This window comes from Christensenella sp. (assembly GCF_034927525.1).
In the GTDB taxonomy this organism is placed as follows: domain Bacteria; phylum Bacillota; class Clostridia; order Christensenellales; family Christensenellaceae; genus Christensenella.
In genome coordinates, this window is sequence record NZ_JAYFPU010000070.1 from 1 (window position 1) to 12,427 (window position 12,427).

Annotated in this window: 12 protein-coding genes; all 12 read right to left on the reverse strand. The window is 51.0% G+C overall.

Annotated features, from left to right (window positions below):
• Positions 1-237, reverse strand: a 237-nt coding sequence (rplU, locus tag VB081_RS02525; RefSeq protein ID WP_323399281.1) for a 50S ribosomal protein L21, incomplete at its 3' end; no start/stop codon positions are given.
• A 116-nt stretch (positions 238-353) separates the two neighbouring features.
• On the reverse strand, positions 354-1,883 hold the full coding sequence (locus VB081_RS02530) for an Rne/Rng family ribonuclease (protein WP_323399282.1): 1,530 nt from the start codon (positions 1,881-1,883) through the stop codon (positions 354-356).
• A 35-nt stretch (positions 1,884-1,918) separates the two neighbouring features.
• Positions 1,919-2,605 (reverse strand): TIGR03936 family radical SAM-associated protein, encoded by a 687-nt coding sequence (locus VB081_RS02535; RefSeq protein ID WP_323399283.1) that lies wholly within the window; start codon positions 2,603-2,605, stop codon positions 1,919-1,921.
• Positions 2,602-4,419, reverse strand: coding sequence for a TIGR03960 family B12-binding radical SAM protein (locus VB081_RS02540; protein WP_323399284.1), 1,818 nt, complete (start codon positions 4,417-4,419; stop codon positions 2,602-2,604). Before VB081_RS02540 ends, VB081_RS02535 begins: the two co-directional genes overlap by 4 nt.
• A gap of 54 nt (positions 4,420-4,473) precedes the next feature.
• On the reverse strand, positions 4,474-5,661 hold the full coding sequence (locus VB081_RS02545; protein ID WP_323399285.1) for an FtsW/RodA/SpoVE family cell cycle protein: 1,188 nt from the start codon (positions 5,659-5,661) through the stop codon (positions 4,474-4,476).
• Positions 5,662-5,739: 78 nt separating this feature from the next.
• Positions 5,740-6,027: a cell division topological specificity factor MinE gene (gene minE / locus VB081_RS02550; RefSeq protein ID WP_323399286.1), complete on the reverse strand. Its 288-nt coding sequence runs from the start codon at positions 6,025-6,027 to the stop codon at positions 5,740-5,742.
• A 15-nt stretch (positions 6,028-6,042) separates the two neighbouring features.
• Positions 6,043-6,834, reverse strand: coding sequence for a septum site-determining protein MinD (gene minD, locus VB081_RS02555; protein ID WP_323399287.1), 792 nt, complete (start codon positions 6,832-6,834; stop codon positions 6,043-6,045).
• Between the two features lie 54 nt (positions 6,835-6,888).
• Entirely contained in the window at positions 6,889-7,596 is a 708-nt protein-coding gene (gene minC, locus VB081_RS02560) for a septum site-determining protein MinC (RefSeq protein WP_323399288.1), read from the reverse strand.
• Positions 7,597-7,690: 94 nt separating this feature from the next.
• The gene (locus VB081_RS02565; protein WP_323399289.1) at positions 7,691-10,267 is read right to left on the reverse strand and encodes a penicillin-binding transpeptidase domain-containing protein; all 2,577 of its coding nucleotides are present in this window, start codon (positions 10,265-10,267) and stop codon (positions 7,691-7,693) included.
• Positions 10,268-10,305: 38 nt separating this feature from the next.
• Entirely contained in the window at positions 10,306-10,830 is a 525-nt protein-coding gene (gene mreD, locus VB081_RS02570; protein WP_323399290.1) for a rod shape-determining protein MreD, read from the reverse strand.
• 6 nt (positions 10,831-10,836) lie between these two features.
• Positions 10,837-11,793: a rod shape-determining protein MreC gene (gene mreC / locus VB081_RS02575; RefSeq protein ID WP_323399291.1), complete on the reverse strand. Its 957-nt coding sequence runs from the start codon at positions 11,791-11,793 to the stop codon at positions 10,837-10,839.
• 176 nt (positions 11,794-11,969) lie between these two features.
• The gene (locus VB081_RS02580; protein WP_323399292.1) at positions 11,970-12,239 is read right to left on the reverse strand and encodes a hypothetical protein; all 270 of its coding nucleotides are present in this window, start codon (positions 12,237-12,239) and stop codon (positions 11,970-11,972) included.
• Between the last annotated feature and the right edge of the window lie 188 nt (positions 12,240-12,427).

The following is a 12,427-nucleotide window of genomic DNA, read 5'->3' on the forward strand; positions in this document are numbered from 1 at the left end:
TTTGGGTTTGTACTTAAACACAATGACTTTTTTCTCTTTGTCCTGTGCAAGAACTTTTCCCTTGACTGCAACGTCTTTTAAAACAGGATCGCCGACAGCAACTTTCTTGCCGTCCGACGTCATCATTGCTTCGAACGCTACCTCGGAACCTACCTCGGCGTCCAGCTTTTCCACTTTGATGACCATGCCGGGCTCAACCTTATATTGCTTACCGCCTGATCTGATGATTGCATACATCGCACTTTACCTCCCTTACCCAGTCTCGCCGCGTTTGGCCCGCAAACCAACGTCTGCGCGTTTGTCGCCTATGCGAGCGGCTCAGTTAAATATGTTACCATATCTACTTACGTGTGTCAACAAAAAACCTGCGTCCCGCTGAGTGCTCCCTTGTCTGTCACCTGCGTGACGATGATCTGTTCGGGGTGCGCGTTTTTCACGCTGCGGATAAAGAAATGCGCGTTTTCGTAATGCGGCAGCACTGCCTGGTTCTGGTTGTTGTGCGCCACGATATATTCCGCGAGCGGCCCGCTCACCTCCACGATGAACATGCCGTGTGCATCACTTTTCACCGTACGGATGATTTCCCTGCGCACGCGCATCGCCATATTATCAAGATTATATACCTTACCGCTGCCGCCGCAGCACGGGCATGTCGCCTGTGTGAGCGCGGATAGCTTCCGGCGCGTCTTCTTGCGTGTCATTTCCACAAGCCCCAGCTCCGTCATGCCGAGCACATTGGACTTTGTCCTGTCATGCTTTAATGCTTCATTCAGCGCATCCACGACCTTTTGCTTGTTACCTTCATCTTCCAGATCGATGAAGTCGATGACGATGATCCCGCTTAAGTCCCGCAGCCTCAGCTGCCGCGCGATCTCGTTTGCCGCTTCAATGTTTGCGTTGAGGATCGTATCCTGCAAATTGTCCTCGCCGATGTATTTGCCTGTATTGACGTCGATGACCGTAAGCGCTTCCGTTTCGTCAATCACAAGATAGCAGCCGTTTTTGAGCCATACCTTGCGCTGCAGCGCCTTTGTGATCTTATCTTCTATATTGAAGTAATCAAAAATATTTCCTTCTTCTTCAAACAGCTTGAGCCTGTCCATCATGCTCGGCGATAAGATATTCACCACCGCCATGACCTTTTCGTAATAGTCCTTGTCGTTGATGATGAATTCCTGTACATCCGAGGTGAGCATATCGCGCACCGTACGGAACAACAACGTTTCCTCTGCATGGATCAGGCGCGGTGCGCTCACAAAATCCGATTTTTCCTGCACCTTCTGCCACAGACGCACAAGGAACTTGAGCTCCGAAGCAATTTCTTCGTCGGAAGCCTGCTCTGCGACCGTACGCACGATCACGCCCATGTTGGAGGGCTTGACCGCCCCGATGAACTCCTTTAATTGTTCGCGCTTTTGCTCGTCGCCGATCCTGCGCGAAACGCCAATGTGGTCGACTGTGGGCATCAAAACAAGCAGCCTGCCCGGCAACGTGATGTGCGTCGTTACACGCGCACCCTTGCTTCCACCCGGCTGCTTTAACACCTGTACCATGATTTCCTGATTGGGCTTTAAAAGCTCTTTGATGTTGGGTACTTCAAGCTTCTTTTTGACATTGGAAGGATCCTGCGTATCGTCAAACAGAAAGTCCGATTCGTCGCACAGAATATCCCCCGCGTACAAAAAGGCATTTTTTTCAAGGCCTACATCCACAAACGCGGCCTGCATGCCCGGAAGGATATTGGCGACCCTTCCTTTGTAAATATTACCGACCAGACGCTCTTTACCGCGCATTTCAACGAGGATCTCGACTAAGTCGTTATCCTCCATTAAAGCGACACGCGCTTCATGCGTGTTCGCGTCGGCTATGATTTTTTTGATCATTCAAAAAAACTCCTTATATTATAAAAATTTCTAAACTATATAATACTGAACGGCTTCATTTCGCCATCCTTACGTGCAAAACAATCTTCCCTGCAGATGTCATAATCCGCATCGACCTCAGCCGCTGACAGCAGCGCCATTGCCACCACCGCCGGATTAAGCGCACCGTCCGATGCATTTTTCAAAAGCACGGATATCTCTTTGCCGTCCGTCGTTGTTATATCAAGCACCAGCGGCCGGATATCTAGCTGCCTGCCGCGGCGGTCGACCGCCGGATATTCCTCTGCCTCAAGCAGTCCGCTGACCGCAGTTTTTATTTTAACACAATCCTGTTCATTTTCAAAATGAAAATGTATAAAATAGCATGCACTGTAATTTTGTGCCATCAGTTTTTTTGCGCCGTCACGCGCCATATGCACATCATGGATACGGATATCGCGCGGCATGACCGCATCAAGCGCTTCCCTCAGCTGCTGCGCGTCCACCGGCTGCGTAAGACCGATCTCCAGATAGTCCCCGTTTGTCGCATAGCCGACAGAAAGCGGCGACGCAAACGACATAACAATGTGCGGATTGAATCCTTGCGAATATTCCGCGGGCAGCTTGGCTCTGCGCACCGCACGACCAAACGTACGCTGCATATCGAGATGCGAAATATATTTCGCCGCGCCGTGGCGGCTGTATTTGATGATCACTTTGTATCTTTTTGCTTCTTCGCTCATCGTTTCTCCTGCACAAATCCGCAGCTTTTCTGGAGGCCGCACCCACCGCACTCTATTCTGCATTCAGGCGTGACCTGTCCTGCATACGCCTTGTCGCGTTCCCGTTTCAAAAATGCCGTATCGATGCCGAAATCGATATGCGCAAAGGGCAGTATCTCGCTTGTATCCCTCGTCCTGCAGGCATAAAACGCCGGATCGATCCCATTTTTTTCAAATGCGTCCATATAGCGTTCAAACGAAAAATGTTCGTGCCACGCATCAAATACCGCGCCGTTTTTGTATGCGTCCATCAGCACAGCCGCAAGCTTGCGGTCGCCGCGGGCAAGCACCCCTTCAAGAAAGCTCAGTCGCGCGTCGTGATAGTTGAATTTTACACCCTTGATCTTGAGCCGTTCCCTTAGGTACTGCTGTTTTTGCCGCAGCGTCTCCATATCGTCCATTGCCTCCCACATAAACGGCGTACATGGTTTAGGCACAAAGCAGGACGCCGAAACGGTGATCCCCACCATGCCCCGCCGCGCTTCCTTGGGTACGGCATAGTATGCCTCGCGGATGTCGCGTACCAAAGACGCGATTCCGTCGAGGTCCTCGTACGTCTCTGTCGGCAGGCCGATCATAAAATAAAGCTTTACCGTGTTGACGCCCGAAGAAAACGCGCGCGTCACCGTATTGATAATGTCTTCGTGTTTGATATTTTTATTGATCACATCACGCAGGCGCTGCGTTCCCGCCTCCGGTGCGAACGTAAGCCCCGTTTTGCGCACCTGCTGCAGCTGGTTCGCAAAATCTTTTTCAAAGCTGTCGACGCGCAGGGAAGGCATGGAAACCGACACCCGCTGCTGCGAAAATTCGTCGATCAATCCGCTTACCAGCTCGTCGATGTGCGAATAATCCCCCGACGACAGTGATGATAAAGATATCTCGTCATATCCGGTCGCAGCGATCACGTCCCGCGCTGTTTTACGCACGGTTTCCGCTTTGCGCTCGCGCACCGGACGCATGGCAAATCCTGCCTGACAGAACCTGCACCCGCGCGGGCATCCGCGCATGATCTCCAGCACACAGCGGTCGTGCACAGTATTGATATACGGGAGCACCGGTTTTGCGACCGTTCTCTCCCCGTCAAAATCTTCGACCACACATTTTTTGACGACCTCCGGCACGCCCTGCGCCGCCGTGATCGCTCGTACTGTGCCGTCTTCATTATATTCCGTTTGATAAAACGAGGGGACATATACGCCGCCGAGGTGCGCCGCTTCTTTCAGGAAGACATCCCGCACAAAGCCGCATTTTTTATGCTCTGCGTAAAGTGCGCACAGCTCGCGTACCGCCTGCTCGCCCTCCCCGATCACAAACAAATCAAAAAAATCGGCGATCGGCTCCGGATTGACGACGCACGCGCCGCCACCCACAACGAGCGGGTCGCTGTCTTTGCGCTCACATGACAGCAACGGTATCTTCCCCAGTTCGAGCATAGCGAGCACATTGGAATAGCACATTTCGTACGACAGGTTAATGCCTACGATGTCAAAATCGCAAAGCGGTTTGCCTGTCTCTAAAGAACACAGCACTTCTCCGCTTTTGTGCATTTGCTCGAGCATATCCACCCATGGGCAAAAGACACGCTGTGCATAAACGTCCTTAAGGTCGTTTAATACTTCATACAATATATTCAGGCCTAAATGACTCATGCCCACTTCGTAAACGTCCGCGAAGCATAACGCAAAATCGATGTCCGCCTCTTCTTTTATGATGGAATTCAGTTCGCCGCCCACGTAGCGCGCGGGCTTTTCCACCCTGTCAAGTAAACTCAATCAATACTCCTATCTGTAAATACATTCTATCATCAATGCTTACCGCAGCCTGACCTACTGTCCCTGCCAGCGCTGCCGTCGCATATCCACGCTCAGTACCAGCCCAAACGCAATACAGTTCATGATCATGCTTGAGCCGCCCGACGAGAAAAACGGCAGGGGTATCCCCGTAACGGGCAGCAGCCCGATGTTCATTCCTATATTTTCCACCACATGAAACAGCGTCATCGCCGCCACGCCGATGATAATATATGCGCCAAAATCGTCCTTTGCGCGCAGCGAAAGCATCAGCGTCCGCCCGATCAGCAGGAAGTACAGTATGATCAGTATCAGTCCGCCCAAAAATCCAAATGCTTCCACCGTCACAGCAAAAATAAAGTCATCCTGCCCTGCCCACACATATCCTAGTTGGGACAGCGACCCGGGGGTAAACAACCCTTTCCCCAAAAAGCCACCTGAACCCATCGCCATTTGAGCCTGTACCATCTGCATATCGGCATTGGTCGATTGTACCACTTCCGACTGCGGATTGAAAAACGCAAGGAGGCGACGCCACATATAGTTGTCCGGATTTTGCGACAGATAAATAATATATCCGCCAAAAACTGCCAACGCAATAATGATAAGGATCAGCCACACCTTCCAATTGGCTTTCGCCATAAACAACATCACGGCAAAGATAAACAGGTACACAAGTGATGTGCCAATATCAGGCTGTATCGCGATGAGTACGACCGGTATCGCCAGCCGCCACAATGTTGGAAGGATATCCTTAAATGTCTGGATGCCATCTTCGCTCCCCTCCGTCTTATTGGACAGCATCTTGGCCAGCACGATGATCATCAGAATTTTACACAATTCGCCAGGCTGGAAGCCCCTGCTTCCGATCATAAACCAACCGGTCGTTCCGTTTTGCTCACTTCCCAAAAAATACACCGCAACCAGAAGGGCGACCGTCGCCCAATAAAGCCAGTCCGTAAGATGGGCGAGGGTATGATAATCGACCAGCATCACTAAAAACATCAGCGCAAGGCCTATCCCAAAGAACAACGCCTGCCATAAGATCGAGCTTAAATCCAGGTTTGCGATAAACTCCGCAATTCCCCGCTCATCCCCGGTAAACGGGCTGGCCGTTGCGTTGGCGATGGAAAGCAGACTGTATCCCACCAGGATGAAAATGACCACCACCAGGAACCAGTCTACGAACTTCCACATGTTTTTATTGATGAGCTTGCCTTTCATATCTCCCCTTCGTTTTACAAAAAGACCGCGCACGCAGGCGCGGGCTTTTTTGGACTAAATATCTTTTTTGGCAGAGCCTTATCTGCCGCCGTTTTTCACCATTTGCTTGATCTTCTTGATGGGTATATTCATTGCAAGCTGCGAAGAAATCCCTTCTTCTTCCTCGTTTTGCACATTCTTAAAATCGATGGCAAACTCGGATTCGTCGATCTCCACATACTTAGAGATCACCTGCATGATATCACGTTTGATCATGTTGATCATATCGTCGTTAGAAGTCGTGCCGGCGCGGTCGTAAATAAGAACCAGCTTCAGCCTGTCCTTTGCGACCTGACTGCTTTTCTTTCTGTTAAAAAACCATCCCATATCAAAACCCCTCCGTTACTTCGAGAAGAGTCTCTTCAGTTTGCCAAAGAAACCAGATCTTTGCTCCAGATCGAGCATCGGTACATCCTCGCCCATGATACGCTTTGTCACGTTGCGGTACGCCTCACCTGCGAGCGAACTGTTGTCTGTCACCGCCGGTTCGCCTAAATTAGAAGAACGGAAGATCAGTTCGTCCTCCGGCACCACACCAATGAGGTCGATGCCCAGAATCTCCAGCGTATCGTCGATCGCCAGCATGTCTCCCTTGCGTACAAGGTCGGGACGCAGGCGGTTGATGAGCAGTCGCGCATCGTCCACACCGCTTGCGGATAAAAGACCGATGATCCTGTCTGCGTCGCGCACAGAGGATACCTCCGGCACTGTCACAACGATCGCCGATTTCGCGCCCGCTACGGCATTTTTAAACCCGCGTTCGATACCCGCCGGACAGTCGATCAATACATAATCGAATTCCTTTTCCAGCTCCGCAACAAGCTCTTTCATCTGCTCGGGCGTCACAGCCATTTTGTTTCTGGTCTGCGCCGCGGGCAGCAAATACAGCCCGTCATAGCGCTTGTCTTTGATAAGCGCCTGCTTTAATTTGCAGGTGCCCTCGACCACGTCCACCAGATCGTACACGATCCGGTTTTCGAGCCCCAGAACCACATCCAGATTCCTAAGACCGATATCCGTATCTACAAGCACAACCTTTTTTCCCTGCATTGCAAGGCCGGTTCCAAGGTTCGCCGTAGAAGTCGTTTTCCCTACGCCGCCTTTACCGGATGTAATGACAATCACGTTTTCCATTCATTTTCCCTCGCCAAACTAATAATATATGAACCTTCCGAATAAAACTCGAACCTACCGCAGACTGACCGGACGGATGACCACCTTGCCATCTTTTAATTCCGCGATCTCCGCGTCCTCGACATCTTCCCGCTCGTTGGGGAACGTGACCACACGGCCGGAAAGCCGCAGCTGCTTGGGGCACATATTGAGTGCCGCCACACATACGTCCGTCCTGCCCGAGCATCCCGCATGTGCAAGACCCGAAAGCCGTCCAAATACCGCGATGCTGCCTCCGGCGATCACTTCCGCACCGGGATTCACACCGCCGATAACCACGATATCGCCTTCGCACTCGATCCTCTGTCCTGAACGGATCGTATTGTTGATAAAAATCGACTGTGCGTCAAAATACGAATTGGATACAAGATCCACTTCGTCCAAATACTCGTCCTTTGGCCTCGCCACACTTTTAGCCTTGCCGTGCGACGGCGCCGGACGCTCGATCTTGAGCTCCGCCTCGCGCATCATATCCGCCTCGTCGCCAAAAAGCACGTCACGGATACCGAAGTCCATCGCGAACACACGCTTGATCTCTTTGCACTGTGCGTCGGATATCTGCTTCCCGCGGATCACGACCTTTGTATCGCTGTCGCGGAAGAACTCCTTGTTCTTCTTGAGCTTTACCATCAATTCTTCGCGCAGCACAGGATAAGTAGACTTTTCATCCAGATAGATCTCCAAGCCGTCTTCTTTGCCTTTGATTGTCACGATACTCTGCATTGCTAACCTCCGTGCCGCCCCTATGGGAAAGCTTTTTAACCCTATTACCACGCCATATATTATACATGAATATAGATTTCATAGCAAATTCTTTTTAAAGCACGATCTGGTTTGAGGAAGGTACGGATTCCGTCTTGGGCGTTCCTTCCGTTTCCTTGCCGTCCAGATAATACTCGATGATGCTCCGTGCCGCCGGCGCTGCGGAGGCCCCCGAATACCCGTTCGGGATGTAAGATACGACCGCGATTTCCGGATCGTCATACGGCGCAAAGGCAACGAACCACGCGTTGTTCTCGAGCTCTACCTCTGAAACCTGTCCCGTACCTGTCTTACCGCCGATCATTTTCAGGTATTTCCAGTCTGTCCCGTCTTCATTTTTGAACGCGTCACGCGCACCGCCGAATTCGTCGTCGCTTACCACGTCCTTCATACCCTGCTTGATCGTAGAGAAATATTCTTCCGGCGCTTCTATCTTGTTGTAAACCACCGGCTCTACCTTTTCGATCACGTTGCCGTCCTGATCCACCACGTTGTCTACGATGTTCGCATTGTAGACGATGCCGCCGTTTACCAAAGAGGATACGTAGCGTGCGACCGCAATGGGCGTGATCGTCGTAAAGTTTGTACCGATACCCGCTGTGATCGTCTCGTTCGGGTTCCATTTCAGCTGCTGGAGCGACTGGTTGATATCGTTGTGCCAGCCGCGGTTCCTTGAAGTACGCGCCGTGATATCCAGTTCTTCAAACAACACTGTCGTGATCTGCTCGCCCAGCGTCAGGTTGCCCGGCTGCAAAAGCACGGGCGCCACCAGCGCGATCAGCCTATCCGTCGTCTTCGTGATCTGCTCGTCCGTATAGGTCACGCCCAGCTTGACGCCATAATCTTCCAGATATCCCATGATCTGCGCGCGTACCAGCCGTGGCAGCGAAGTTTTTTGCTGTTCCAACGGTTTTTCCGGATCGTAAAGCACGTCCTGGTTACCGATCTGCCCGACCGCTTCGCCTGTCAGCTCGATATTCGTCGGTTTTGTCAGGCCAAAGTTCTCGCCCCATTTGACAACGTTATCGATGCCCATGTTGTCCGCCACCGTATAGAAAAAATAGTTGCAGCTTTGCGCCAGAGCGTATTCAAGGTCAAGACCCGCATGCTTTTGCAGGTTGTACGGGTTGATCCAACACGAGGGCACGTGACCAACATAGTTTTCACTTACATATTTTTTATATTCTTTTTCACAGTCGATATGTGTATCCAGCGTGATCGCGCCTTCCATCAGACCGCCCATACCCGTGACCATCTTAAAGATAGAGCCCGGAATGACCTTTGACGAGATCGCTTTGTTGAAAAGCGGCGTACCCGGATCGTTGCTCAGCTCTTGCATCGCGGCTTCCGAAATGCCGCTCGTGAACAAGTTCGCGTCATACGACGGGTAATTCGCCATGGCAAGCACGTTGCCCGTCTTTACGTCCATCACGATAAGCGCGCCGGATTTTGCCAGACTCAGCTTATCAAAGTTTGTAGACTTGCCATCCGCGATCTGCTCGTCCGTCAAGGTGCGCTTATCGAGCTCGACGTCGTACGATTCGCGTTTTTTTATCTGCTCCTCTGTCGTTGGATTATAATACATATCATATTGCTTCTGGTAGACCTGTTCGACGTTTTCCTTGATCGCTTTTTCGGCGGCCATCTGCAATTGCAGGTCGACGGTCAACCGCACGTCGTATCCCTGCTTGGGCGGCGTATACGCAAGCTCCTGAATGACCTTGCCCTTGCTGTTGACCTCCACCTGCCGGGTTCCCTGTTTTTCAGTAGAATTGCCCGTCAGGTATTGCTCCATCGTGCTTTCCAGCCCCGTCGTGCCGATCAGGTCGTCCGGCGAATATCCTTTTGCCTTATATTCGGTGACCGTATCCTTGTCGTTCATCTTGCCCATATACCCGAGCAGTACTGCCATCACATCGTCTTTGGGGTAGATGCGCGTCGCGCTTTCGGCGATCTGGATGCCCTCAAGGTCGTCCGAGTGCCCCTCCAGCACCGATACAAGGTTCATATCGACATTTTTACAGATCGTAACAGGCACATAGGCGACATAAGACGAAAGCTGTACCTCCTGCCAGATGGAGAGCAGCTTACGTGCCTGTTCGTAGGTATATTCTTCCGGAATGCGGTAACGGCTGCGCAGGTCGCGGTAAATAACGTCCGGTGTCACCGTCTCGGATTTGGAAACAAACATATTCTTGCGCCAATCCTCCTCACGCTTGGCAAACGCATCTTCGTCCGTCACGCCAAAATCGAACGCAAACGTACCGTCGTCACCCCGCTTGATCGAGAATGTATCGATCGTGCTGCCGCCGTTTTCCTCAATAAGCGCAATCGCACGGATCAGTACATCCGTGTAATACGCTTTGTCTGTTGTTGTATTTTTTGAAGGATCTTTTGTGAACTGGATGTCATAGCTGCTCTGGTCGTATGCAAGCGGGATCCCCGTGCTGTCGGTGATCTGTCCGCGCGCGCCTTTTAACTGCAGCGTCCGGATCTTCTTATCCTCCGACTGCGTCGCAAGCGTACCGCCCTGCACAAGCGTCAGGTTTCCAAGTCCTACCATCAGCATAACGAACACCAGCGCTATCACTGTAAAGCTTATCAAAAATCTATTCTTTAACTTTTTTAACATGGTCTCCTCTTATATCTTAAGTGGTTCAACAGACATCCTCAGATATCATCAAAACGATACGTCGAACGTGGACGCATCCAGTTGTTTTTCATGAGCCGGTTAATCAGCCAATAAGCCGCAAACATCAAGCCGCCTGTCAAAACAGCGGACGGCAGAATATTGTACACCAGCATCACGGGCATCGAAAACCGCGCGCCCTGGATAAAAACCAAAAGCGACATCAACAGCTCTTTTACGATATAACCGCCTGCTCCCACCACGAACAGATACAATACATTAAAGCGTCCCGCCTTGCGGAAAAACAATACGATAAGAGCCGTCACCACCGTATAGCATAGCGCATATGTCCCCCATATCGTAGAATACATCATGTCCATCAACAGCCCTGAAACTGCCGCAAATATGATGGGCATACTGCTCTTTTCCACCACAGCGAAGCTCAGTGCCATCAGCAGCACCAGGTCTATTTGCAGCGGAACATCACCAATACTGATATCGCGCAGCAGTGAGCTTGTCAGTATCACACCGAAAACACCCATTATAGTCAGCACTACATATCTCATAAGCCCTTACCCTGTAGTCGCTGCCGAAGCCGCGGGGCTTGCACTTGCACCCGGCTGCGGCGTAGAGCTCGGTTCAGGCTGGGCGGCCTCTCCGCCGCCTGTCGTTTCGTTTGCAGCGCTTGTCCCCGTCGCCTGTCCGTCGACAGCTACGACCACAAACACTTCTTCTAACCTTCGAAAATCGACCGCAGCCGTAAGCTTGACATTTACGCCTGTAGAACCCGCCTGCGATGCGCTCTGTACCGTCCCGACCAAAAGGCCCTTGGGATATATCCCGTCGAGCCCTGACGTCAGCACCTTATCTCCCTCGATCACATCTGAATCGAGCGGGAGATAGTTGATATACAGCGACGCGTCCAGAGAATCCTGAGAAACGCTCCCCTTGACCACGCCATATTCACGCGTTCTTTCCATAATAGACGGGACATTGCTTCGACCGTCGATCACCGCCATGACCTTGGCCCAGTTGAGCCCGACCTCTTCCACACGCCCCACAAGGCCGTCCGCCGTGATCACGGGCATGTTTTTCGCGATCCCGTCGTTAATGCCCAGATCGATCGTAAACACGTCAAACCAGTTGCCCGGATTTTTGCCGATGATGGTCGCAACCTTCAATTCTTGAGAAGCGTTCTTCTGCTTATAATCGAGCATTTCCTTCAGGCGTTCGTTTTCTGCCTTCATCTCATCATAATCGTTCATCTGTCCCTTGATCGTCTGCAGCTCCGAATCCAGCTTTTGCTTTTCGTCCGCCGCGTCACCGCTGTTCACAATATTATCAAAGAACCCGCCGACCGAGTCGGATATCTGGTAAAAGAATTTCTGTACAGGAACAAATGCGCCGCCTACTATGTTTGCGCCGCTGTCTGCCGCTTTGTTTCCAGAGCCTGTCGCAACCATCAATATGATCAGTACCACGACCACAACGATCGTGACGACAAGCGGTTTGTTTCTCAAAAATCCCACAGGATAGCTACCTTCCCCATCGTTTCTGCCGGCCCGCGCCGACTTTCTATAGATTATATCACAATACTTTACGGATTGTCATGAAATTAGTAAACTTTTTGTAACACTTTGCCCGCCTTAAAAAAGTCGTCAAAAAAACCGCTTTGCAGGCGGTTTTATAAATATCATGTGTGATTTTATCCCTTTTTCACCACAAAGTGGCCTTGCTCCAGTTTTTCTCCCAAACAGTTCGCAGCCTGCAGTACATCCACGGCTTTTTCCCGCTCACCCGTGATATAGCAGATCGCCTCATTCCATTCCGAAAGGCTGTATGCCTCCGGATCGATCCGTCTCAGCGCCTTTACGATCGAAGGATAAAAACCACGATCCCGCAATTCCGATAAATATGCGCAGTCTGCTTCCTTTGCAAGCGCATCAAGCAAATCTTCTTTTTGATGTCTGCCCATATTTTCCCCCTTACATATGGCGCCAAAACAGGCTTCCGGTCAGAAACGTAGACTTTTTTATCCACTTCATTTATACTGAATTTAATAAAAAAAATCGTATTTTTGTACGTATTTTTGTAAAACCGGTAGAATATGTGCTATTTCATCTTATGGATAAAAAAGTCTACGTTTCTGACCGGAAGCCTGTT

Bases quoted from the DNA above. Each gene is read 5' to 3' on its own strand.
- minD (WP_323399287.1), bottom strand. From the start codon at position 6,834: ATGGAAAACGTGATTGTCATTACATCCGGTAAAGGCGGCGTAGGGAAA.
- VB081_RS02580 (WP_323399292.1), bottom strand. From the start codon at position 12,239: ATGGGCAGACATCAAAAAGAAGATTTGCTTGATGCGCTTGCAAAGGAA.
- VB081_RS02565 (WP_323399289.1), bottom strand. From the start codon at position 10,267: ATGTTAAAAAAGTTAAAGAATAGATTTTTGATAAGCTTTACAGTGATA.
- VB081_RS02530 (WP_323399282.1), bottom strand. From the start codon at position 1,883: ATGATCAAAAAAATCATAGCCGACGCGAACACGCATGAAGCGCGTGTC.
- minE (WP_323399286.1), bottom strand. From the start codon at position 6,027: ATGGGATGGTTTTTTAACAGAAAGAAAAGCAGTCAGGTCGCAAAGGAC.
- minC (WP_323399288.1), bottom strand. From the start codon at position 7,596: ATGCAGAGTATCGTGACAATCAAAGGCAAAGAAGACGGCTTGGAGATC.
- VB081_RS02545 (WP_323399285.1), bottom strand. From the start codon at position 5,661: ATGAAAGGCAAGCTCATCAATAAAAACATGTGGAAGTTCGTAGACTGG.
- VB081_RS02535 (WP_323399283.1), bottom strand. From the start codon at position 2,605: ATGAGCGAAGAAGCAAAAAGATACAAAGTGATCATCAAATACAGCCGC.
- mreD (WP_323399290.1), bottom strand. From the start codon at position 10,830: ATGAGATATGTAGTGCTGACTATAATGGGTGTTTTCGGTGTGATACTG.